Annotated in this window: 19 protein-coding genes; 12 read left to right on the top strand and 7 right to left on the bottom strand. The window is 71.7% G+C overall.

All coding sequences use genetic code 11. The annotated features are described in order from the left end of the window. Positions 1 to 85 precede the first annotated feature (85 nt). The gene (locus AB0C73_RS34610) at positions 86 to 349 is read right to left on the bottom strand and encodes a WhiB family transcriptional regulator (protein WP_128984260.1); all 264 of its coding nucleotides are present in this window, start codon (positions 347 to 349) and stop codon (positions 86 to 88) included. 682 nt (positions 350 to 1,031) lie between these two features. On the opposite strand from AB0C73_RS34610, the gene AB0C73_RS34605 reads away from it, so the two are divergent. The 3 genes from AB0C73_RS34605 to AB0C73_RS34595 all read left to right on the top strand — a co-directional run bounded on the left by AB0C73_RS34605 (position 1,032) and on the right by AB0C73_RS34595 (position 4,255). Beyond that, entirely contained in the window at positions 1,032 to 1,556 is a 525-nt protein-coding gene (locus AB0C73_RS34605) for a cysteine dioxygenase family protein (protein ID WP_362537661.1), read from the top strand. A gap of 54 nt (positions 1,557 to 1,610) precedes the next feature. Then, positions 1,611 to 2,567, top strand: a complete 957-nt coding sequence (gene cofD, locus AB0C73_RS34600) for a 2-phospho-L-lactate transferase (RefSeq protein WP_362537659.1) — start codon at positions 1,611 to 1,613, stop codon at positions 2,565 to 2,567. Between the two features lie 374 nt (positions 2,568 to 2,941). After that, on the top strand, positions 2,942 to 4,255 hold the full coding sequence (locus AB0C73_RS34595) for a coenzyme F420-0:L-glutamate ligase (RefSeq protein WP_362537691.1): 1,314 nt from the start codon (positions 2,942 to 2,944) through the stop codon (positions 4,253 to 4,255). A 21-nt stretch (positions 4,256 to 4,276) separates the two neighbouring features. On the opposite strand, the gene AB0C73_RS34590 is transcribed toward AB0C73_RS34595, so the two are convergent. The 3 genes from AB0C73_RS34590 to AB0C73_RS34580 form a co-directional block, all read right to left on the bottom strand. Further along, positions 4,277 to 5,242 (bottom strand): DNA-3-methyladenine glycosylase 2 family protein, encoded by a 966-nt coding sequence (locus AB0C73_RS34590; protein ID WP_362537657.1) that lies wholly within the window; start codon positions 5,240 to 5,242, stop codon positions 4,277 to 4,279. A 260-nt stretch (positions 5,243 to 5,502) separates the two neighbouring features. Continuing rightward, positions 5,503 to 6,585, bottom strand: a complete 1,083-nt coding sequence (locus AB0C73_RS34585; RefSeq protein ID WP_362537655.1) for an NDP-sugar synthase — start codon at positions 6,583 to 6,585, stop codon at positions 5,503 to 5,505. 110 nt (positions 6,586 to 6,695) lie between these two features. Further along, positions 6,696 to 8,273, bottom strand: a complete 1,578-nt coding sequence (locus AB0C73_RS34580; protein WP_362537653.1) for an N-acetylmuramoyl-L-alanine amidase — start codon at positions 8,271 to 8,273, stop codon at positions 6,696 to 6,698. A gap of 136 nt (positions 8,274 to 8,409) precedes the next feature. On the opposite strand from AB0C73_RS34580, the gene AB0C73_RS34575 reads away from it, so the two are divergent. The 4 genes from AB0C73_RS34575 (at position 8,410) to AB0C73_RS34560 (ending at position 14,435) form a co-directional block, all read left to right on the top strand. After that, positions 8,410 to 9,168 (top strand): TIGR03089 family protein, encoded by a 759-nt coding sequence (locus AB0C73_RS34575; protein WP_362537651.1) that lies wholly within the window; start codon positions 8,410 to 8,412, stop codon positions 9,166 to 9,168. Positions 9,169 to 9,413: 245 nt separating this feature from the next. After that, positions 9,414 to 10,571 carry an LCP family protein gene (locus AB0C73_RS34570; RefSeq protein WP_362537649.1) on the top strand — a complete coding sequence of 386 codons (1,158 nt, stop codon included), beginning with the start codon at positions 9,414 to 9,416 and terminating at the stop codon, positions 10,569 to 10,571. Positions 10,572 to 10,801: 230 nt separating this feature from the next. Beyond that, a complete protein-coding gene (locus AB0C73_RS34565; RefSeq protein WP_362537648.1) occupies positions 10,802 to 12,586 on the top strand; it encodes an LCP family protein in 1,785 nt (594 codons plus the stop codon). Positions 12,587 to 12,641: 55 nt separating this feature from the next. After that, positions 12,642 to 14,435: an LCP family protein gene (locus AB0C73_RS34560; RefSeq protein WP_362537646.1), complete on the top strand. Its 1,794-nt coding sequence runs from the start codon at positions 12,642 to 12,644 to the stop codon at positions 14,433 to 14,435. Between the two features lie 72 nt (positions 14,436 to 14,507). Here the strand turns inward: AB0C73_RS34560 and AB0C73_RS34555 are convergent, their stop codons facing one another. Further along, complete coding sequence (locus AB0C73_RS34555) at positions 14,508 to 15,530, bottom strand: glycosyltransferase family 2 protein (protein WP_362537644.1); 1,023 nt, start codon at positions 15,528 to 15,530, stop codon at positions 14,508 to 14,510. 265 nt (positions 15,531 to 15,795) lie between these two features. Here AB0C73_RS34555 and AB0C73_RS34550 point away from each other — a divergent pair, with 265 nt between their 5' ends. Beyond that, positions 15,796 to 17,172, top strand: a complete 1,377-nt coding sequence (locus AB0C73_RS34550; RefSeq protein ID WP_362537642.1) for an LCP family protein — start codon at positions 15,796 to 15,798, stop codon at positions 17,170 to 17,172. Between the two features lie 172 nt (positions 17,173 to 17,344). On the opposite strand, the gene AB0C73_RS34545 is transcribed toward AB0C73_RS34550, so the two are convergent. Then, positions 17,345 to 17,878: an acyl-CoA thioesterase gene (locus tag AB0C73_RS34545; protein ID WP_362537640.1), complete on the bottom strand. Its 534-nt coding sequence runs from the start codon at positions 17,876 to 17,878 to the stop codon at positions 17,345 to 17,347. A gap of 131 nt (positions 17,879 to 18,009) precedes the next feature. On the opposite strand from AB0C73_RS34545, the gene AB0C73_RS34540 reads away from it, so the two are divergent. From AB0C73_RS34540 to AB0C73_RS34525, 4 genes are all read left to right on the top strand, one after another. Beyond that, positions 18,010 to 19,308 (top strand): LCP family protein, encoded by a 1,299-nt coding sequence (locus tag AB0C73_RS34540; protein ID WP_362537639.1) that lies wholly within the window; start codon positions 18,010 to 18,012, stop codon positions 19,306 to 19,308. A gap of 145 nt (positions 19,309 to 19,453) precedes the next feature. Further along, positions 19,454 to 19,903 carry a hypothetical protein gene (locus AB0C73_RS34535; RefSeq protein WP_362537637.1) on the top strand — a complete coding sequence of 150 codons (450 nt, stop codon included), beginning with the start codon at positions 19,454 to 19,456 and terminating at the stop codon, positions 19,901 to 19,903. A gap of 8 nt (positions 19,904 to 19,911) precedes the next feature. Beyond that, complete coding sequence (locus AB0C73_RS34530; RefSeq protein ID WP_362537689.1) at positions 19,912 to 21,723, top strand: alpha/beta hydrolase; 1,812 nt, start codon at positions 19,912 to 19,914, stop codon at positions 21,721 to 21,723. 4 nt (positions 21,724 to 21,727) lie between these two features. Then, positions 21,728 to 22,255 (top strand): hypothetical protein, encoded by a 528-nt coding sequence (locus AB0C73_RS34525; protein WP_362537635.1) that lies wholly within the window; start codon positions 21,728 to 21,730, stop codon positions 22,253 to 22,255. A 63-nt stretch (positions 22,256 to 22,318) separates the two neighbouring features. Here the strand turns inward: AB0C73_RS34525 and AB0C73_RS34520 are convergent. Then, positions 22,319 to 22,407, bottom strand: an 89-nt coding sequence (locus AB0C73_RS34520) for an acyl-CoA dehydrogenase family protein (RefSeq protein ID WP_157846636.1), incomplete at its 5' end; no start/stop codon positions are given.

The following is a 22,407-nucleotide window of genomic DNA, read 5'->3' as shown; positions in this document are numbered from 1 at the left end:
CCGTGTCAGGGCGTACGTCCTCGCGTCCCGGTGATCGCCCCGGCGGACATCGCCCCAGGGGCGGGTGGCCGGAATGCGCCGTCGGTCAGACGGCGGCCTTCTTCAGGCGGCGGCGCTCACGCTCGGACAGGCCGCCCCAGATTCCGAAGCGCTCGTCGTTCTGCAGCGCGTATTCGAGGCATTCGGAACGCACCTCGCAGGCGAGGCAGACCTTTTTGGCCTCCCGGGTCGAGCCGCCCTTCTCGGGGAAGAAGGACTCGGGATCGGTCTGGGCGCACAGCGCGCGCTCCTGCCAGCCGAGTTCCTCGCCCGCGTCCTCGACCAGCAGTTCCTCGAACAACTCGGTCATGTGCGCCCCTCGTCCGTCATTGCGTCCCCGTGCATTGCGTCCCCGTGATCGGCCGTCTTCGATCCCGGTCGATCGGCCGAACGACACGAGTGAAATTACAAGTTCGTGCTCTGTGCGAGTCAAGCCGAGATCTGCTATTGGGCCCCGTATTCACTCTGCGGAACCAAGCCTATGCGGAAAGTGTTCAAATCACCAAAAAACCTGACACATGCCACCGGCCTGTCCACACCGTCGCGTCTCACAGAGAAGGACGCCCGAAACTTGGATCTTGTTGCGATCCAGCCACGGAAGCGATCCGGATCACAGTCTGATCACAAGACCCCCACCATGTTTACGGTCACGGTTGCTGCGCCATGTCTCCTGCTCACGCGCTGCACAAACCTTTCTCCAGGCAAGGTAACCGGATGAGGTGAAACATTGCCCCCAAATCGGGCATTGAGTTGACAGTCGGGTGTCCCTCCGGCCACTTTGGTGGCATGCCAGCGACCGCAGCGCCCTCCGCGACCCACGCCCGTGGGTTCCGCCGCGCTGTCCAGGACCGCTGTTGCTGTTGCTGTCCCAGCTGTTGACGCGCGCCTTCGTCTCGTAGCGCTCCAGCCTCTTCACGCGGCCGTCCCGCCGCCTCTGCCGTACCCCCCGCTCTGCGACACCCCGCACTCATGCCGAGGAACCACCGCACCCCATGAACATGGACAGCGACCTTCAGATCGCCGGCGACATCCTTGAGGTCCCGCACCTCCTGCAGCCCGCCCGCGAGCACCCCGCCACCGTGGCCGAGTTCGCCGGTCTCGCCCGCGAGATCGCCGCCGACCGCGCCCTGTGGGCCCCCTACGTCGAGTACGACGCCACCACCCGCTGGTACCACCGGCTGCGCACCGGCCCCGGTTACGAGGTCTGGCTGCTCTCCTGGCTGCCCGGCCAGGGCAGCGGCCGCCACGACCACGGCCCGTCCTCCGGTGTGCTGACCGTCCTCGAAGGCCGGCTGTCGGAGCGCACCGAGCGGGCCGCGCGGAGCCTCGGCGCGGGCGCGCAGCGGGTGTTCGCGCCCGGCTACGTCCACGAGGTCGTCAACGACTCCCTCGAACCGGCCGTGAGCCTGCACGTCTACTACCCGGGCCTGACGGAGATGCCGATGCACGAGTCGCTGCGCGAGCAGTGCGCTGCGGTGAGGGACGCGGTCGGCGCCGCCGGAGCCGTGACCGCGTGACCGGAGCCGTAACCGCCTGACGACATGTCGTACCCGCCTGTCAGACTGCACTGCATGCGCATTGTGGTTCTGGCCGGTGGCATCGGTGGTGCCCGCTTCCTTCGCGGCCTCAAGCAGGCCGCGCCCGACGCGGAGATCACGGTCGTCGGCAACACCGGTGACGACATCCATCTCTTCGGCCTCAAGGTCTGCCCCGACCTCGACACCGTGATGTACACCCTCGGCGGTGGCATCAACGAGGAACAGGGCTGGGGCCGCGAGGACGAGTCCTTCACGGTCAAGGAGGAACTCGCGGCGTACGGGGTCGGGCCCGAGTGGTTCGGCCTCGGCGACCGCGACTTCGCGACCCACATCGTCCGCACCCAGATGCTGGGCGCCGGCTATCCGCTCAGCGCCGTCACCGAGGCGCTGTGCGCCCGCTGGCAGCCCGGCGTCCGGCTGCTGCCGATGTCGGACGACCGGATCGAGACGCATGTGGCGATCGAGGTCGACGGCGAGCAGCGGGCCGTGCACTTCCAGGAGTACTGGGTCAAGCTGCGCGCCTCCGTCGACGCGCTGGCGGTCGTGCCGGTCGGCGCCGAGCAGGCGAAGCCCGCGCCGGGCGTCCTGGAGGCGATCGCCGCCGCCGACGTCATCGTCTTCCCGCCGTCCAACCCGGTCGTGTCCGTCGGCACGATCCTCGCCGTGCCCGGCATCCGCGAGGCGGTCGCCGCCGCGGACGCGCCGGTGGTCGGCCTCTCCCCCATCGTCGGCGACGCGCCCGTGCGCGGCATGGCCGACAAGGTCCTCGCGGCGGTCGGCGTGGAGTCCACGGCCGGGGCCGTGGCCCTGCACTACGGCGCGGGGCTGCTCGACGGCTGGCTGGTCGACACCGTCGACGCGGACGCGGTCGCCGGCGTCGAGGCGGCGGGCATCCGCTGCCGCGCGGTGCCGCTGATGATGACGGACCTGGACGCGACGGCGGCGATGGCGCGCGAGGCGCTGGCGCTGGCGGCGGAGGTCAGGGGATGACGGGGGGTACGGGGGTGGCCGGGGGCGCGGAGGCGCCGCGGAGCGCGGAGGTGGCTGGGGCCGCCGGGGTCGCCGAGAGCGTGCAGGTGCCTGGGGGCACCGGGGTCACCGGAGGCGCCGACACCGCCAGGGTCGCCGGGGCTCGCGACGTCGCCACGGGCGCCGAGGCTGCCGGGCCCGCTGAGAGCGACGAGGCCGCCGCAGCCTCCTCGACCGCAAGGGAGGCGGAGGCGACCGGGGGTACGCGGGCCCCTGGGGGCACCGGGGCTGCCGGGGCTGCTGAGACCAGCGGGGTCACCGTGGTCGCCGGAGGCGCCGACACCGCCGAGGGCACCGGGGTCGCCGGGGCTCGGGAGGTCGCCGCGGGGGCCTCGGTGCCCGGAGCGGCCACGTCCTCGCGGTACGAGGTGTGGGCGCTCGACGGGGTGCCCGAGGTCGCGGTGGGGGACGACCTCGCCAAGCTGATCGCCGACGCCTCTCCCGGCCTCCGCGACGGGGACGTCCTCCTCGTCACCTCGAAGATCGTCAGCAAGGCGGAGGGGCGGCTGATCGCCGCCGCCGACCGGGAGGCGGCGATCGACGCCGAGACGGTACGGGTGGTGGCGCGGCGCGGAGCGCTCCGTATCGTCGAGAACCGGCAGGGCCTGGTCATGGCCGCCGCCGGGGTCGACGCCTCCAACACCCCCGCCGGGACCGTGCTGTTGCTGCCCGAGGACCCCGACGCCTCGGCCGCGCGGATCCGCACCGGACTGCGCGAGGCCCTCGGCGTCGAGGTCGGGGTGGTCGTCACCGACACCTTCGGCCGGCCCTGGCGCAACGGCCTCACCGACGTGGCCATCGGTGCCGCCGGGGTACGGGTCCTCGACGACCTGCGCGGCGCCACCGACTCCCACGGCAACGAGCTGAACGTCACCGTCACCGCCACCGCCGACGAACTGGCCGCCGCCGGCGACCTGGTGAAGGGCAAGGCGGCGGGGCGGCCCGTGGCCGTCGTCCGGGGGCTGCCGCATGTCGTCGGGCCTGATGACCGGGCGGGTGCCCGGGCGCTCGTCCGGGACGCCGCCGACGACATGTTCCGGCTCGGCACCTCGGAGGCCGTACGGGAGGCGGTGACCCTGCGCCGTACCGTACGGGAGTTCACCGACGACCCCGTCGACCCGGGCGCGGTACGGCGGGCCGTCGCCGCCGCCGTCACGGCGCCCGCCCCGCACCACACCACCCCGTGGCGCTTCGTCCTCCTGGAGTCGGCGGCCTCGCGGACCCGGCTGCTCGACGCGATGCGGGAGGCGTGGATCGCGGACCTGCGGCGCGACGGCAAGTCGGAGGAGTCGATCGCCAAGCGGGTGCGCCGCGGTGACGTGCTGCGCAACGCGCCGTACCTGATCGTGCCGTGCCTGGTCATGGACGGCTCCCACCACTACGGCGATCCGCGCCGGGACGCCGCCGAGCGCGAGATGTTCGTGGTCGCGGCGGGCGCGGGCGTACAGAACCTGCTGGTGGCGCTCGCGGGCGAGCGGCTGGGCTCGGCGTGGGTGTCCTCGACGATGTTCTGCCGCGACGTGGTGCGCGACGTGCTCGGGCTGCCGGCCGGCTGGGACCCGATGGGCGCGGTGGCGGTCGGCCGGCCTGCCGCGCCGCCGAAGGAGCGGCCGGCGCGGCAGGCGGCGGCGTTCATCGAGGTGCGGTGAGCCCGTCGGCCGGAGCGCGCCCTAGAGGCTGGTGATGTTGCCGGGTGTCATACGGGGCGCCCGGCGCGGGGGTACCCGGCCGCTGAGCAGGATCAGGCGGGCGGCGCGGTGGCGCTGGCCCGCGTAGGGGGCGAGCAGCTCCAGCATCGCCGCGTCGTCGGCGCTCCGGTCGCCCGCGAGGGCCCAGCCGACGATGCCCGGCAGGTGCAGGTCGCCGGTGGTGACCTCGTCGGGCGCGCCGTTGCTGCGCTGGATCGTCTCGGCGGAGGTCCAGGGGCCGATGCCGGGGATCAGTTCGAGGCGCTTGCGGGCCTCGGCGGGCGGCATGTGCGCGGCCTCCTCCAGGCGCGGGGCGACGCGGGCGGCGCGGACGATGGCGGCGGCGCGCTTGCCGTCGACGTTGGCACGGTGCCATTCCCAGGACGGGATCATCGCCCAGGTGCGGGCGTCCGGCATCACGTACAGGCCGTCGGGTGCGCCGCCCGGGCCGGGGGCGGGCTCGCCGTACTTCCGTACCAGCAGGCGCCAGGAGCGGTAGGCCTCGTCCGTCGTGACCTTCTGCTCCAGTACGGACGGAATCAGCGCCTCCAGGACCAGGCCGGTGCGGGTGAGCCGCAGGCCGCGGCGGGCGCGGTGGGTGAGCGCGAGCAGTTTGTGGCGGGGGACGAAGGCGGCGGGGTCGTCCTCCGCGCCGAGCAGCGCGGGCAGCCGCGCCATGAGCCACCCGCCTCCCGGGCCCCACGCCTCGGCCTGTCCGTCCGCCCGTACGCGGATCGTCCCCGCGCCGTCGGGCGTGCGGCTGGCCCGCCAGACGGATCCGTCGGCCGTCGCCCGGAAGGTGGGGTCGGCGGGGCCGCGGCGGAGGGGGCCGAGGGTGAGGCCGAGGTCGAGGTCGAGCGGTGTGTTTCCGGGGGTGGGGACGGGGGCGTGGCCGCCGCGGGCGGTGGTGGGGGTGGAGGGGGTGCGGGGGACGAAGCGGCCGGCCATGGGTACGAGCGTACTGGGGCGCCGCACAGTGGGTGCGGGTCCAGGCACAGGTGCGGAACGCGCCCGCAAGGGGCGCCGTCCCGTGTGCCCACCCGCCCCCTAGGGCTTCGCCCTGGGGGGACCCCCGCGTCCTGCGGGACGAATGCCCACACGGCGGTGGCGCGGGGGCGCAGCCCGTGCGGGTGGGTACCGCCCCGCGGGCGCGGGCCCACAACGAGCGGCGCGCGGCGCCCCGCAACGGGTGGGCACCGGCCCGCTGGCTACTGGTCCGAGGAGAAGCGGATCGCGGAGGCGGGGAGTTTGGCGTCGCACCAGACGCGGACGCCGTCGCGGAGCTCGTTGTCCGCGCCCACGTCCGCGCCGTCGCCGATGACCGCGCCCGTGAGGATCGTGCGGGCGCCGATGCGGGCGCGGGTGCCGATGAGGGAGTCGGTGACGACGGCACCGTCGCCGATGACCGCGCCGGCGAGGACGGTGGAGCCGTTGACGCGGGCGCCGGAGCCGATGACCGCGCCGGGGCCGACGACCGTACCGCCGGTGAGCTTGGCGTCCGGGGCGACGGTCGCGGTGTCGAGGACGAGGCGGTCGCCGCAGCGCCCCGGGACGGCCGGGGAGGGGGCGCGGCCGAGGACGAGGTCGGCGGAGCCGCGCACGAAGGCCTGCGGGGTGCCGAGGTCGAGCCAGTACGTGGAGTCGACCATGCCCTGGAGGTGCGCGCCGGAGGCCAGCAGGTCGGGGAAGGTCTCGCGTTCGACGGAGACCGGCCGCCCGGCCGGGATCGTGTCGATGACCGAGCGCCGGAAGACGTACGCACCGGCGTTGATCTGGTCGGTGACGATCTCCTCCGGCGTCTGCGGCTTCTCCAGGAAGGCGGTGACGCGCCCCGTCCCGTCCGTCGGCACGAGCCCGAACGCCCTCGGGTCCTCGACCCGCGTCAGGTGCAGCGAGACATCCGCCCCGGACGTCTCGTGGGTGGCGACGAGCGCACCGATGTCGAGGCCGGTGAGGATGTCGCCGTTGAAGATCAGGACGGGGTCCTCGGGGCCCGAGCGGAGCCGGGAGGCGACGTTGCGGATGGCGCCGCCGGTGCCGAGGGGCTCCTCCTCGGTGACGTACTCGATGCTCAGTCCGAGCGCCGAGCCGTCACCGAAGTACGGTTCGAAGACCTCCGCCAGATAGGAGGTGGCGAGGACGATGTGGTCCACGCCCGCGGCCCGGGCCCGGGCCAGCTGGTGCGTCAGGAAGGGAACGCCCGCCGCCGGAACCATCGGCTTGGGCGTGTTGACGGTCAGGGGACGCAGTCGGGTGCCCTTGCCACCGACCAGAAGAATCGCTTCGGTCACCTGTCGTCTCTGCTTCCTGTCGGTCCGGTCTCTCGCCGGGACGGCCTCCGTTTCGGCCGTCCGTACGATATGACCGGTCAGTTTATGCAGATGGTTGAGTCACCACTCCATCAGCGCCTTCCCTGGTACTTCGCCGAGTCCGACCGGGCGGTGCCGAGCTTGTTGTAGAGGCGCCCGCCCGGGCATTCGGTGGCGAAGCCGTCGCGGTGGCCGGCGATGGCGTTGAACTTCACCTTGCTGCCCTTTTTGTAGCGGTTCCCGCCGCCTGAGGTGAGTGTCACCTTTCCCTTCGGATTCACCCCATGGAGACCGAGCTTCCACGCCGTCAGCTTCGCGACGGCCGTCACGACGGCGGCCGGCGGGGTGGTGCTGCCGTAGGTGCCGAGCACCGCGACGCCCATGCTGTTGGTGTTGAACCCGAGGGTGTGGGCGCCGAGCACCGCCTTGGCGACGCCGCCGGCCCGCCCCTCGTAGATGTTTCCGCACTTGTCGACGGCGAAGTTGTAGCCGAAGTCCCGCCAGCCCAGGCTCTTCACGTGGTAGCGGTAGATGCTGCGCAGCACGGAGGGGGCCTGCTTGCAGGTGTAGTTGTTGCCGGTGGCGCTGTGGTGCACGAACGCCGCCTTGATCGTCTTCGTGTAGACGAAGGCCCTCTCGCGCATCTTCTCGTCGGCGCCCCAGCCCTTACGGGTGATGATCTTGGGGCGGGGGCCGATGTACGGCTTCGCCGCGAGGGCGGCGCGGTCGGCGGCGGGGAGCGCGGCGAGGGTCTGGGCCCGGGTGAGGGCCGGGAGGACGGCGTTCACGCTCGCCGCGGGGGCCAGGGCGGCTCGGGAGGTACGGGCGGCTCCCGCCGCCGGGGCGGGTGCCGCGTCCGGGTCCGCGTCCGGGTCCGGGCCCGGGTCGACCAGTTCGAGGCGCAGGCCGGCCGGGAGGGTGGTGGGCGCGACGGGGCTGGCGGGGGTGGCGGGGGTCGACCGGTCCTCCGGGGCGCGGGACTGCGGGGCGTCGGACTCCGAGTCCCGGGACTGCGCGGCGTGAGACTCCGAAGCCTGGGACTCCGAGTCCCGGGATTCCGAAGCCTGAGACTCCGGGGCCTGGGGCTCCGAAGCCTGGGGCTCCGAAGCCCGGGATTCCGAAGCCTGGGACTCCGCAGCCTGGGACTCCGGGCGTACGCGGATCTCCACGCCGTCCGAGTCGCCGACCCACAGCGGAGCGGTCGCCCCGCGCAGCGCGCCCGAACGGCCTTCGGCCGTGCCCGGGTCCGCGCCGTGCTCTTCGTTGTGGGTCTCCACGTCCTGCCAGTCGGACCAGAGGCCGTCCGCCGTGGCGCGGGTGCGCACCTGGACGGTGCCGTGCAGCTGGGCCCGGGTGTCGTCCCACACGACACCCACCAGGGAGAAGGGTCTGACGTCCCGTCGGGTCAGGCCCCGCTCTCCCGTTGGCGCGTCGGGCCGCCCGAAGGTGCGGCCGTGCGACGGGGTCTCGGGATCGGCGAGGGGTTCGAGGGGAAGGGACTGGGTCGACCCGGCGAGGTCGCCCGCGGGTCCGGCGGCGCCGGTGCCGGCTGGGAGCACGGGTGGGACCGCGGGCGCTGCGGCCGCGCCGGCCGGGGTCGTGAGGGCCAGCGGCAGGGCGAGTGCCGCCGCGCACGTGACGGCGATCGAGGAGGCGAGGTAGGCACGCATGGAGCGATCGTCCGTACGGGGCGGCGGTCGCGCACGGCGGGAACCGGCGCGGAAACTGACGCCCCGTCGGGCCGACCGGTGGACGGGGTCACCGGTACGGGGGACCGCGCCGGGCGCCGCGCGTACCCTTGCCCGCGTGAACGCCAGCGACCGTACCCCCGCCGACCTGCTGCGATCCGCGCTCGCCACGGATCCGGCCCGCCCCTTGGTCACTTTCTACGACGACGCCACCGGTGAACGCGTGGAATTGTCGGTGGCCACCTTCGCCAATTGGGTGGCCAAGACCGCGAATCTGCTCCAGGGCGAGCTGTCCGCCGCGCCCGGCGACCGGCTCGCGCTGCTGCTGCCCGCGCACTGGCAGACCGCGGTGTGGCTGCTCGCGTGCGCGTCGGTCGGGGTGACGGCGGAGATCGGCGGCGATCCGGCCGACGCGGATCACGTGGTGGCCGGGCCGGAAGGTCTTGAGGCGGGCCTCGCCTGCTCCGGGGACCGGATCGCGCTCTCCCTCGCCCCGCTGGGGCGCCGCTTCCCCACGGCACCGGCCGGGTACGCGGACTACGCGGTGGAGGTGCCGAGCCAGGGCGACCGCTTCGCCCCGTTCGAGCCGGTGGACCCGGACGCGGTCGCTCTCGTCGTCGACGGGGTGGAGCTGACGGGGGCGGAGGTCGTGGAGCGGGCGCGGGCCGATGCGGAGGGGTGGGGCCTCGGGAGTGGCGGCCGTGTGCTGTCGGGACGGTCGTACGACACCTGGGCCGGCGTCTCGGCCGGGCTGTACGCGGCGCTGGCGGCGCCGGGTGGGTCGGTGGTGCTGTGCCGGAATGTGGGGCTGCTGGGGGTGGAGGGGCTGGCGAAGCGGGTGGAGAGCGAGCGGGTCACGGTGACGCTCGCGGACTGAACGCGGGGCGCGCCGTCTCCGTCGCGTCCTGCGCCGCTGGGCACCGCCGCCAGGCGCGGCCCGCGCGGAGGCGGCGGCAGGCGCGGCGCGGAGGTCGGCTGGTCACTCGGACGGCCCATCGACGCGCCGCGTACCCCGCCCCGGTCCCGGCTTCCGGTACATGATCGGCCGAGGGGGTATCCGATGCCTTCCCGCACAACCAAGCGGTGGGGTCGGTCGTCTTACGGCCGGACGGGGTGCCGCGGATGCCAGCGAGGACGGACGGTTCTGACGTGACGGACAGCGCGGACGCCCAGGGGAAGCGGCGGCGGCACTGGCTGCGCTGGACGGCGTTGGGGGTGGCGGTCGTGGTGCTCGCGGCGGCGGGGGTGGGGTGGTGGCTGTACCGGAAGCTGGACGGGAACATCACCACGGACACCACCGCCGAGGCGGAGCTGCTCAAGTACGAGAAGGAGCGCCCCTCGCCCGCCGTGAACGCCGCGCGGAACATCCTGCTGATCGGCTCCGACACCCGGACCGGCGCGGGGAACGGTAAGTACGGCAAGGACCGGGGCACCCAGCGTTCGGACACCACGATCCTGCTGCACATCTCGGCGGAGGGCGCGGGCGCGACGGCCGTGTCGATCCCGCGCGATCTGATGGTGCGGATCCCCAGCTGCACGAAGCCGGACAAGAGCCGCACCAAGGAGCAGTTCGCCCAGTTCAACTGGGCCTTCGAGTTCGGCGGCACCGCCTGCACGATCCGCACCCTGGAGAAGCTGACGAAGATCCGGATCGACCACCACATGGTGATCGACTTCCGGGGCTTCAAGAAGATGGTCGACGCCGTGGACGGCGTGGAGGTCTGCCTCAAGGAGCCGATCGACGACCGCGACGCGCATCTGAAGCTGCCGGCCGGGCGACAGACGCTGCACGGCGAGCAGGCGCTCGGTTTCGTACGGGCCCGCAAGTCGATCGGCAACGGCAGCGACACCGAGCGGATGGACCGGCAGCAGCAGTTCCTCGGCGCGCTCGTCAACAAGGTGCAGAGCGACGGCGTCCTGCTCAATCCGACGAAGCTGTACCCGGTCCTGGACGCGGCCACGAAGTCGATCACCACCGACCGGGGTCTCGACTCGCTGCGCGATCTGTACGACCTGGCGCGGTCGATGCGGGCGATCCCGACGGAGAAAGTGCAGTTCCTCACGGTGCCGCGGCGCCCGTACACGTACAACGCGAACCGGGACGAACTGGTGCAACCGGCCGCCGATCAGCTCTTCGCGCGGCTGCGCGCGGACCAGCCGGTGGCCGTGCACCCGGGCGACAGCGGGACAAAGGAGCAGGCGGCGGCCGACGGGCAGCCGAGCGCTTCCGCGACGCCGTCCTTCGCCGGGCGGAACGCGGCGGAGGGGGCCTGCCGGTGAACTTTTGTAAAGCGAGGGCCAAGGGGGACGTGTGCCGGATGAGGTTTGAGCGAATTGCCCGGTTGTAAGGGGCGTGGAATTTGTCACTGACGTCGCCCCACGCTGAACTGGGCGGATAGTGTGACGCGATCCGGTGCACAAGACCGCGTGGTCGCGCACTCGATGGATCGAACGACCGAGCGCCCGAGGGGGAGGCGCCTCGCGTGGCACCGACGGAGGACTCAGTAACCGTGGACGCGCACAGCCGTGGACGGGCGGACGAGATCGACCCCGCCGACCAGTGGGTGCTCAACCCGCAGACAGGCCACTACGAACTGCGACTGGACCACTCCGCTGGGCAGTCGTCGCACGCCGCCCCGTCCCAACCGCGCCCCCGCACCACCCGTAGCGCCCGGGGCACCACGCCGCCCGGACAGAGAACGCACGACCGCGGCGAGCGCGGCGGCCACACCGGCCGCCCGGGTGAGCGCACCACCGAGGCCGCTCCGCCGGTCCCCGGCCAGCGCCGCCGCCGCGCCCCCGAGCCCGCCGACGAGCGCGGCGCCGCGGGGCGCCGCAAGCGCAGGCCGGCGAAGTCGCGCAAGAAGAAGGTCCTGATGTGGACCGGCGGCACGATGGCCTTCGTCATCGTGGCCGGCGCCGCGGGCGCGTACGCGCTCTACAAGCACTTCGACGGCAACATCAGCACCATCGACGTGGCCGGCGGCACCGAGGGCTTCCAGGAGGGCCAGCCCTTCAACATCCTGATCATCGGCACCGACAAGCGGACCGGTGCGGGCAACGAGGGTTACGGAGACAAGGGCAGCGTCGGCCACGCCGACACCAACATCCTCTTCCACGTCTCCAAGGACCGGACGAACGCCACGGCGATGTCCATCCCCCGGGACCTGGTGACCGACATCCCCGAGTGCGAGAGCAAGCAGCCCGACGGGACCGTCAAGAAGATCCCCGGCTCGAGCGCCCAGCGCTTCAACACGAGCCTCGGCCAGGACGGCCGCGACCCCGGCTGCACCATGGCCACGGTCAAGGAGCTCACCGGGCTGACCGTCGACCACTTCATGATGGCCGACTTCAACGCCGTCAAGGAGATGACGACCGCCGTCGGCGGCGTCAAGGTCTGCCTGGCCAAGCCGGTGAACGACTCCAAGTCGCACCTCAAGCTGCCGAAGGGCGAGTCGGTCATCCAGGGCGAGCAGGCGCTGGCCTTCGTCCGGACCCGGCACAGCTTCGGCAACGAGAGCGACCTGGACCGGATCAAGGTCCAGCAGCAGTTCCTCAGCTCGATGATCCGTCAGATGAAGTCGGACGACACGCTCACGTCGCCGACCAAGCTGTACGACCTCGCCGACGCCGCCACCAAGGCGCTCACCGTCGACACCGGCATAGGAAGCATCTCCAAGCTCAAGGCCCTCGCGGGCGAGCTGACGGACATCGACACCAAGAACATCACCTTCACCACGCTGCCGGTCATCGACAACCCGACCGAGAAGGTCCACGCGACGGTCGTCCCCGACCCGGAGAAGGCCCCGCAGCTCTTCTCGATGCTGCAGTCCGACACCTCGCTCAGCGAGGTGAAGAAGAAGCAGGCGGATGCCAAGAACGCCCAGGCCGCGGCCCAGGCGAAGCTCCTCGAAGGCACCCGCTCCACCGCGCACGAGGTCCGCGTCGACGTGTACAACGGCAGCGGCAAGACGGGTGCGGCACAGAAGACGATCGACTGGCTCCAGAACGAGCACGGCGTGACGCGGTCCAGCAACAGGAGCAACGCCCCGGAGCCGGCGGCGAAGACCACGCTCACGTACGCGCCCAATCAGGCCGACCAGGCCCGCAAGCTCGCGGACCTGATGGGCCTGCCCGCCTCGGCTCTCAAGCCGGGCACGCAGGACGCCGGGGAGCGTGAGCCCATGACGCTCGTGCTCGGCGCGGATTTCCCTGGGGCGGGGGTGCCCCTCACCGGTCCGGCGAAGGCGCCGGAGGGTGCGCAGACGGCAGACAAGCAGGTGTGCGCCAAGTGAGCCGGACCACCGTCCGGCCTCTGGGTCGCGCCTGAGTTGAACAAGGAGACCTGGGGTGGGACAGAGCAGCGTGCGTAGGGAGGGGGCGCCGAAAGGCGCCTCGCGCGCCAGCGAAGTGGGCTGGGACGACAGTCTCTACGAGGAGGGGAACAGGGGCGGCACCGGAACCGGTACCGGGAGCGGGGACGGCAGTTCGGGCGGGGGCCCGGGCGGCCGGGTGCCCCGCGCCCGGCGGGCCGGCGGCGGCCCCGCCGGTGGCGAGGGCGGCGAGGGCCCGGGCTCCGGCGACGCCGGTCACGGCCATCGCCGCGGCGGCCCGCGCCGGCGTGCCCGGACCAAGAAGACCGGCAAGCGCAAGGCGCTGCGCTGGACCGCCATCACGCTGTCGGTGCTGATACTCGGCACGGCCGGCGCCGGATACGCGTACTACCTGCACCTCAACGGCAACATCCAGAGCGGTGGCCGCGCGGGCGGCGAGAGCGGTGTGAAGAAGGCCGCGCCGAACGCGCTCGGCGACACCCCGCTGAACATCCTCCTCATCGGCTCCGACGACCGTAGTGACCCCAGGAACGTGGCACTGGGCGGCGGCAAGAAGGACCGCGACCGGCCGCCGCTCGCCGACGTGCAGATGCTGCTGCACGTCTCCGCGGACCGGAAGAACGCCTCGATCGTCTCCATACCGCGCGACACCGTCGTCAAGATCCCCGAGTGCAAGGACAAGGACGGCAAGAGGTACCCCGAGACCACCAACCGGCCCATCAACGAGTCGCTGGCCCGAGGCGGCCCCGGCTGCACCCTCACCACCTGGGAGAAGCTCACCGGGGTCTACGTCGACCACTGGATGATGATCGACTTCGCGGGTGTGGTCTCCATGGCCGACGAGGTCGGCGGCGTCCCGGTCTGTGTGAAGACCGGCGTCTACGACAGGTCGACGGCCGCCGCCCCCGGCGGCTCTCAGCTCAAGCTCCCCCAGGGCACCCACGACATCCAGGGCGAGCAGGCCCTGCAGTGGCTGCGCACCCGGCACGCCTGGGGCAGTGACCAGGGCCGCGCCCAGGCCCAGCACATGTACATGAACGGCCTGATGAAGAAACTCCAGGAGCAGAACGCCTGGACCGACACCCCGCGTCTGATGGGACTGGCCGAGACCGCCACGAAGGCCTTCAAGGTCTCCGACGAGATCGGCACGGTGGCGAAGCTGTTCGATCTGTCGATGCAGCTGAAGAACGTGAAGCTGGACCGGCTGACCACGGCCACCGTTCCGACGACCGAGTACCCGCCGAACCCGAAGGCCTGGCTCCAGCCGGTCCCGTCGGCCGCCGAGAAGATGTGGTCGATGCTCCGCGACGACGTGGCCATGGACAAGAACGGCGACCCGGCCGACGCGAAGCCGAAGCCCTCCGCCTCCGCGAAGCCTGCGGCCGTCGCCGAGGCGCCCGGCTCCCTCGCGCTCACGGTGATCAACGGCACCGCGGGCGACGGCGAGGCGGCCCAGGAAGGCCGGGCCGGCGCGCTGGCCGAGCAGCTGCAGGGCAAGGGCTTCACCCGGGCCGAGTCCTCCCGGGAGGCCCAGCCGCGCAAGGACACCGTGGTGTTCTACCCGAAGGCCGCCGGTGACCAGGGCAAGGCGAACGCCGAGTCCGTGGCCACCGCCCTCGGCCTGCCGGCCACGGCGGTCCGCGCGGACGCCAAGGTCACGGACCTCACGCTGGTCGTCGGCGCCGACTGGCGCGAGGGCAGCACCTACAAGAAGCCGACCGTGGCCGCGGGCGACCTGCCCGAGGGCGCGGACGACAAGACGGACTGCATGGACGTCTACTCGGTCTACAAGTGGGACGGGAAGTCCTAGGAACCCGCACTATCCATACGGCGAAGGCCGGGCCCCCTCGTAAGGGGCCCGGCCTTCGCCGTGAGCAGCAGGTCAGACGGTCTCGCCCGCCTTCAGCACCGCCGGGCGCTTGCTGGCGATGACCTTCTTCGCCAGCGCGCGCGGGCTGGTCAGGAAGCCGAAGCCCCACGACATGTGCATGGTCGCCAGGGCCACCGGGATCTGGAGGCGCGCCTTGAGCGACAGGCCCTTGCCGGCCGGGACCGAGCCCGCGGTGATCGCCGCCAGGTAGCCGGCCGGGATCACGAAGCCCAGCGGGGTGAGGGCCGCGCCCACCACGAGGCCCGCGGCGATCGCGCAGACGGCGGCCGGCGGGGCGAGGTAGCGCAGGTTGATGGAGCCCTCGTGGTAGCGGGCGACGACATGCCGCCAGCGGCCGTAGTCCTTGTACTGCTTCGCGAGCGCGCGGACCGACGGGCGGGGCCGGTACTGCACGCGCAGCTCCGGCGAGAACCAGATCAGGCCGCCGGCCTCGCGGATGCGGAAGTTCAGCTCCCAGTCCTGGGCGCGGATGAACTCCACGTTGTAGCCGTCCTGCTGTTCCAGCGCCTCGCGGCGGAACACGCCCAGGTAGACGGTCTCGGCCGGGCCCGCCTGGCCGCCGGTGTGGAAGGCCGCGTTGCCGACGCCGATCCTGGAGGTCATCGCGGCGGCGACCGCGTCCTCCCAGGCGTTCTCGCCCTCGGCGTGCATGATGCCGCCGACGTTCATCGCGCCCGTCTCCTCCAGGAGGCGGACGGCGGTCGCGATGTAGTTGGGCGACAGCATGCCGTGGCCGTCGACGCGCACCACGATCGGGTGACGGGATGCCTTGATCGCCGCGTTGAGGGCGGCGGGGGTGCGGCCGGTGGGGTTCGGCACGGTGTGGACCCTGGGGTCCTCCCGTACGAGCTCGGCGGCGATCTCGTCGGTGCGGTCCGTGGACGGCCCGAGCGCGATCACCACCTCCATCTCGCCGTCGTACTCCTGCTCCAGGATGTGACGGACGGAGTTGCGCAGATGCCGCTCCTCGTTGAGGACCGGCATGATCACGGAGACAGGCGGAGTGGCGTTCATGGTCCGCCCACGTTACCGCGAACGGGGGACACGGTCGCGTGCCGCCGGGTCGCAGCGGGGTGGCGCTGATCGTATGGGCCTACGGTGCTCATGGTCCCCCTTTCGTACCAGCGGAGGTGTCCCACAGGTGCCCACACCGCCCCGTACGCAGCCCCGCACGCCGCCCCGGCCGCCCCGTCCGCCCCGGCTGCCGGCCCGCCCCGTGGCGGCTCGCACCGCGCCGGTCCGCCGGCCACGGCGGAGGCCGAGCCGGCCGCGGTGGGGGATGCGGATGGCGACCACGCTGTCCGTGGTGGTGCTCGCCGCGGGGGGCATCGGGCATGCCGTGGTGACCGGCCTCGACACCGGCATCGACCGGATCGACCCCTTCAAGGACATGAAGAACCGCCCGATGGCCGGGCACGGCATGAACGTCCTGGTCGTCGGCACCGACGGCCGGGACAAGATCACGGAGGACGAGCGGAAGAAGTACCGGCTCGGCGGCGCGCCCTGCCACTGCACCGACACCGTGATGCTGGTGCACATCTCGGAGGACCGGGAGCGGGCGAGTGTGGTGTCGCTGCCCCGTGACTCGTACGCCGAGATGCCCGAGCACACCGACCTCACCACCGGCCAGCACCACCACGCGCACCCGGTGAAGCTGAACGCGGCGTACGCGGAGGGCGGTCCTTCGCTGACCGTGCGGACGGTCGAGTCGATGACCGGGGTGAAGATCGACCACTATCTGGAGGTCGACTTCACCAGCTTCATGCGCACCGTCGACGCGGTCGGCGGTGTGCAGATCTGCACCACCAAGCCGCTGAAGGACTCCTACACCGGGCTCGACCTGTCCGCCGGGACGCACGAGCTCGACGGCGGGCAGGCGCTGCAGTTCGTGCGCGCCCGGCATGTCGACGGCGCCGCCGACATCGGGCGGATGCAGCGGCAGCAGAAGTTCCTGGCGGCGCTGATCGACCGGGTGACCAGCGGCGGGGTGCTGCTCAACCCGGTGCGGTTCCGCGAGGTCGCGTCCACGATGCTGACCTCGGTACGGGCCGACCAGGGCTTCGGTACGCAGCAGATGCTGGCGCTCGCGAAGGCGATGAACGGCTTCACGCCGGCCTCGTCGGAGTTCGTGTCCGTGCCGCTCGGCGACATGAGCTTCCCGGTGAAGGGGATCGGCTCCACGGTGAAGTGGGACGCGGCGAAGGCGCAGAAGCTGTTCCAGTCGCTGCGCGACGACCGGCCGCTCGCGACCGCCCGCCCGGCCCCGAAGCAGGGGCCGCGGCCCGTCGACGTGGACGTCGCGCCGAAGACGGTCCGGGTCCAGGTCTACAACGGGACCCGCACGGACGGGCTCGGCGGCCGGGTCGACGCGGCGCTGCGCGCCGGCGGCTTCGACACGACCCGGGCGCCGCGGACCGCCGGCACGGGCCGGGACCACGCCCGCACCGTCATCGAGTACGACCCGGGCTGGGACCGCTCGGCGCGGTCCCTGGCCGCGGCCCTGCCGGGCGCCGAGCTGCGCCCGGTGAAGGGCCAGGGCGCGACGCTGAAGGTGACGGTGGGCGCGGACTACAAGGGGGCGACGCCGGTGCGGGAGCGGGAGCAGCAGACGGGGCAGTTCGAGGCGGTACGGGGGGACCAGGTCGTGTGCCCGTGATTTTTTGTGGCTCGGCTCACCTCCGGGGCGCTTGAGCCGGGCTCACAGCCCCGGCCGTGCTCGCCTCCCTCGTTCCTCGGGAGACTGCGCGCGCCCGCGACTGTTCCCCCGTCGCGCCCCTTCGGCTCACTCGCCCACGGGGTCGGGGCCCTCGTCAGGGCACCGTACGGTCCTACTCCTCGTAGCCCTCGGCCGCCCTGCGCTCGCGGAGTTCCATGATCGCGCGGCGGCGGGCCAGGCGGTGGGTGCGGCGGATCTGGGCCTCCTGGTAGCGGCGCTTGTCGCGCTCCGTCTCCGGGAGGACCGGCGGGACCTGGCGGGGCTTGCCGTCGGCGTCGACGGCGGCGAAGACGAGGTACGCGGAGCCGACCTGGGTCGCCGGGGTGGACTCGTTCCAGCGCTCGGCCATGACGCGGACGCCGACCTCCATGCTGGAGCGGCCGGTCCAGTTCACCTGGGCCTTCACATGGACCAGGTCGCCGACCCGGACCGGCTCCAGGAAGGCCATCTCGTCCATGGACGCGGTGACGGCGGGGCCGCCCGAGTGCCGGCCCGCGACCGCGCCCGCGGCGTCGTCCACCAGCTTCATGATCACGCCGCCGTGCACCGTACCGAGGAGGTTGGTGTCGTGGCTGGTCATGATGTGGCTGAGAGTCGTGCGGGAGGCGGAGGTGGGCTTCCCCGGGATAGCGCCCTGATCTGTCATGCCCTCTACCTTATGCCCGCCCTTGCGGCGGGTCTCGGTGCCGTCCGCTTTGCATCAGATCGGCAACAGCGCCGGTCCGATTCGCCACCCGCCCTGTCGGGCCGGCGGCGGGGACCGGCAGACTGGTCCGCATGAATGACTGGCCCGACGCCCAGCCCGAGGGACCTCGCCGGATGCGCCATGTGCAGCGCCCGCAGGTCCCCCCGCAGCAGCCGTACGCCCAGAACCAGCAGAACCAGGGGTACGAGCAGGGCTACGACCAGGGCCAGGGTTACGACCAGGGCCAGGGGTACAACCCCAACTTCACCCAGGCCCGGAACACCGGCTACGACTCCGGTTACAGCTCCGGCCGGGTCTACGGCGGCCAGCAGGGCGGCGGCCGGGGCGGCGTGCCGCCGCAGTACGCGCCCGGCGGCGGCGCCGGCGGTCCCGTCCCCACGCGGCCCGCGCCGAACTGGGGCAAGCGCGTCAAGATCGGCTCGATCGTGCTGGTCGTGGGCGTGCTGGCGTGGGGCGTCGGCACGTACGCGTGGGCGAGCTCACAGATGCGCAACGAGGTCGATCTGGCCAAGGTCATCGAGCGGCCGGCGGACGACGACTGCACGACGTATCTGATCGTCGGCTCCGACAGCCGTGAGGGCATGTCGGCCGAGGACAAGAAGAAGCTGCACACCGGCTCGGCCGAGGGCAAGCGGACCGACTCGATGATGATCCTCGCGGCCTGCTCCAGCGGGAACACCATGGTCTCGCTCCCCCGCGACTCGTGGGTGACGATCCCGTCCTTCGTGGGTTCGGAGTCCGGCAAGAAGTACGCGGAGCGCGGCGGCTCCAAGCTGAACGCGGCGTACGCGATGGACGGCCCGGAGCTGCTCGTCCGCACCGTCGAGTTCAACACCGGGCTGCACATCGACCACTACGCGGAGATCGGCTTCGCCGGCTTCGCGAACATCGTGGACGCGCTCGGCGGTGTCGAGCTGAACATCGAGAAGGGCTTCAAGGACAAGAAGTCCGGCGCCGACTTCCAGGCCGGCACCCAGACCCTCAACGGCGAGCAGGCCCTGGCCTTCGTCCGTACCCGCTACGCCTTCGCCCAGTCCGACCTCCAGCGGACGAAGAACCAGCAGAAGTTCCTGTCGGCCCTGGCGAACCAGGCGGCGACCCCGGGCACGATCCTCAACCCGTTCAAGCTCTACCCGACGCTCGGCGCGGGCCTGGACACCCTGATCGTGGACAAGGACATGTCGCTCTGGGACCTGGGCCAGATGTTCTTCGCGATGAAGGGCATCAGCGGCGGAGACGGCAAGTCGATGAACATGCCGCTGAGCGGCTCGGCCCCGCAGAACTCCCTGCGGTGGGACATGCCGAAGGTGAAGCAGCTGGTGAAGGAGATCCAGAACGACGAGCCGGTCACGGTGACGGCGGACCGCTGACCTCGAACCTCTGATGTCGAGTCCTCCCGGTCGGCGCCCTGTTCGGGCGTCGACCGTTTGATTTCATCGAGCAAAGCCGGGAATCATGGCGGATCGCCTCGGGGCGACAGCACGGGGACAGCGGGGAGAACGGGGAGGTTCACGCATGGCGTGGGACGAGTGGGAGCAGCTCAAAGCGGAGACGGCGGCACGCCAGTCGTCGTCGATGCGCCTGAACCAGGTCGCGCCGGACCCGGGCGGCGGCGGGTACTCGGAGGACCTGAAGTCCGACAAGCGGGCCTGGGCGAAGGCCGGCGAGGGCGTCTCGGGCCTGAAGACCGAGGTCGCCACGGCGCTGACGAAGCTCGACTCGGGCCAGGCGGGACTGGGTGACGGTCAGGGGATCCAGAGCGCGGCCGCCCAGAAGGAGCTCTACGAGAGCTGGAAGAAGTACGTCGGTGACGTGAACGGCCGTTGCGGCGCCCTGGGCGGACTGCTGACCTCCTCGGGGCACGATCTGGCGAAGCCCGACGAGACCCTCCTCGGTGAGCTCAACGGTCTCAAGGCGCACTACACGGACACCGAGGCCGTCGGCGGCCAGGCGAAGGAGAAGTGACAGCGGCCATGGACCTGGAGACCTTGCGGGCCTTCAAGCAGGCCGAGTACGAGGAGGCCGCGGACGGCTACCGGGCCGTCGGCGACATGGCCATGGCGGCCAAGGACACGATCGACACCAAGATCTCCGGCGGCATCCGCGGCGAGCTGGAGGGCAAGGCCGCCGAAGCCGCCCTGGGCGAGCTCAAGGAACTGTCGAAGAACTTCCACTACGCGCAGACCGAGTGCGGTCTCGTCAGCACCGCGCTGAACGGTTTCGCCTTCGACCTGGGGGCGGCCAAACGGAAGCTGGACGCGGCGATCGCCGACGCCCAGGCGGCCAACTGCACCGTGAACCCGAACGGTTCGGTCGGCTTCCCGCCCGGCGCGAAGCCCGGCGCGGACAAGACCGCCGACGGCGGAACGGTGACCGGGAGCGCCGGGATGACCGACCCCACGGCGAACGCCATCGAGCGCCAGGCCATCAACATCCACCCGAACCCGCACTACGGCAAGGCCATCGAGTTCGCGAACAGGATCGCCGACGCCGTGAAGGAAGCCACGGAAGCGGACGCCAAGTGGGCGCCGAAGCTGCGGGCCCTGAAGGCGGACGACGACCTGACGGTCTCGGACCGGGACTGGTCGGACGCGCAGTCGGACATGGGCGGGGTGAAGGAGGCGGGCAAGAGCTACCTCGACTCCCTGCCGCAGCCGCCCAGGGACGGCAGTCCGAAGGACAACGCGAACTGGTGGAAGGGGCTGGACGCGGAGCAGCAGGCGGCCTGGCTGTCCCTCCGGCCCGAGGCGGTGGGCGCGCTCGACGGGCTGCCCTCCACGGTGCGCGACGAGGCGAACCGGGTGGTCCTCGCGGAGAAGCACGGCCAGTACCAGACGGAGCTGAATTCCATACCGAAGCCGCCCGCCAACGAGTGGACGTGGATCACCGCCGGTATGTACCCGGCGAAGGTGCACACCGACGAGTGGATGGCGTGGGACAGGCAGCACGGGGACCGGTACAGGGAACTCACGGGCGCCCTGAAGGGCATGGACGCCATCCAGGGACGCTTCGACCGGACGGGGATCAAGGGCACGCCGGAGGCCTACCTGCTCGGCTTCAGCCCCGAGGGCAACGGCCGGGCGATCGTCGCCAACGGGAACCCGGACACGGCCGACCACCAGGCGGTCTACGTGCCGGGTACGACGGCGAACCTGAGCGGCATCGACGGCGACATCAAGCGGATGGAACGGCTCTGGAGCGTGGCCAACGGTGCCGACAACGGCTCGGTCTCCACGGTCACCTGGCTCGGCTACGACGCCCCTCAGGACATCGTCAAGGACTCGCCGTTCAGTCATTACGCGAATGACGGCGCCCCGGCCTACAACCGCTTCCTCGACGGCCTCGACGCGTCACGTGCGGTCGACTCGGACCCGCACCGCACGGCGATCGGCCACTCGTACGGCACGACCCTCATCGGCTCGGCGGCCCGGCAGGGAGACCTGAACGCCGACGACGTGATCCTCGCGGGCAGCCCCGGCGTGCAGGTGCCGAAGGCGGAGCAGCTGGACGTCCCCAAGGGGCACGTCTGGAACGAGGAGGCCGACGGGGACCCGGTCCCGGACATCGGCCGGTTCGGACACGGCGGGACCGACTGGGACGGTCCGTTCCAGATCCCCAGTGACCCGACCTTCGGCGCCAACCAGATGACCACGGACGGCTCGGGTCACAGCGACTACTGGAACGAGGGCTCCACGAGCCTGGAGAACCAGGCGCTGGTCGTCGCCGGAGAGCCGGAGCACGTCAAGCTGAAGCCGCCACCGAACCCCACTCCCGGAGTGCGCTAGTCAGATGAAGATCAAGGCGGGCGCAACCGCGCTCCTCGTGTCCCTCGCCCTCACGACCCTCTCTGGATGCAGCATGACCGATGCCAAGGATTCCGACAGCCTTCCGTCCGCGGGCGTTTCCACCACGTCCGACGCGCTGGACGCGGCGGAGAAGGTCTCCAGCGAGCTCTACGACCTGATCGGCCTCAAGGGGAAGGCGACCCAGCCGGGCCCCGGTGTCAACGAGTGCTCCGGCAAGGACCCGGAGAAGTACTTCACCACGTTCCACGCGTGGACCTTCACCCCTGCGTCGCCCGAGCAGCTCGCCGGCGTGATGGAGCGGCTCAAGGCGGAGATGCCGAAGCACGGCTGGAAGATCGTCGATTTCGGGCCCGACACCAGTCAGAGCAAGAGCGTCACGATCACCGCCGACAACGACGCCAGGAAGCACAGCGTCAAGATCGCCCACTGGGCCAACGAGAACCCGCCGAAGCTGAACGTGTTCCTCGTCTCCGGCTGCTACCAGGTCCCGGAGGGCGACAAGGTCGACTAGTGCCGAACGCACGACGGCCCCCGGCACCGTCGTGCCGGGGGCCGTCGGTTTCCCGTGGGGGGGTTACGGGAGGTTGCGGGCCATGACGATGCGCTGGACCTGGTTGGTGCCTTCGTAGATCTGGGTGATCTTGGCGTCGCGCATCATGCGCT

The organism is Streptomyces sp. NPDC048623 (genome assembly GCF_040650755.1).
GTDB lineage: Bacteria > Actinomycetota > Actinomycetes > Streptomycetales > Streptomycetaceae > Streptomyces.
The sequence above is the reverse complement of the archived record's forward strand: the minus strand, read 5'-3'. Positions and strand labels throughout refer to the sequence as shown.

Coding starts and splice junctions, on each gene's coding strand:
- AB0C73_RS34550 (WP_362537642.1), top strand. CDS start 15,796: ATGCGGATGGCGACCACGCTGTCCGTGGTGGTGCTCGCCGCGGGGGGC.
- AB0C73_RS34545 (WP_362537640.1), bottom strand. CDS start 17,878: ATGACAGATCAGGGCGCTATCCCGGGGAAGCCCACCTCCGCCTCCCGC.
- AB0C73_RS34580 (WP_362537653.1), bottom strand. CDS start 8,273: ATGCGTGCCTACCTCGCCTCCTCGATCGCCGTCACGTGCGCGGCGGCA.
- AB0C73_RS34540 (WP_362537639.1), top strand. CDS start 18,010: ATGAATGACTGGCCCGACGCCCAGCCCGAGGGACCTCGCCGGATGCGC.
- cofD (WP_362537659.1), top strand. CDS start 1,611: ATGCGCATTGTGGTTCTGGCCGGTGGCATCGGTGGTGCCCGCTTCCTT.
- AB0C73_RS34535 (WP_362537637.1), top strand. CDS start 19,454: ATGGCGTGGGACGAGTGGGAGCAGCTCAAAGCGGAGACGGCGGCACGC.
- AB0C73_RS34605 (WP_362537661.1), top strand. CDS start 1,032: ATGAACATGGACAGCGACCTTCAGATCGCCGGCGACATCCTTGAGGTC.
- AB0C73_RS34530 (WP_362537689.1), top strand. CDS start 19,912: ATGGACCTGGAGACCTTGCGGGCCTTCAAGCAGGCCGAGTACGAGGAG.
- AB0C73_RS34525 (WP_362537635.1), top strand. CDS start 21,728: ATGAAGATCAAGGCGGGCGCAACCGCGCTCCTCGTGTCCCTCGCCCTC.
- AB0C73_RS34590 (WP_362537657.1), bottom strand. CDS start 5,242: ATGGCCGGCCGCTTCGTCCCCCGCACCCCCTCCACCCCCACCACCGCC.
- AB0C73_RS34610 (WP_128984260.1), bottom strand. CDS start 349: ATGACCGAGTTGTTCGAGGAACTGCTGGTCGAGGACGCGGGCGAGGAA.
- AB0C73_RS34570 (WP_362537649.1), top strand. CDS start 9,414: ATGCCAGCGAGGACGGACGGTTCTGACGTGACGGACAGCGCGGACGCC.
- AB0C73_RS34555 (WP_362537644.1), bottom strand. CDS start 15,530: ATGAACGCCACTCCGCCTGTCTCCGTGATCATGCCGGTCCTCAACGAG.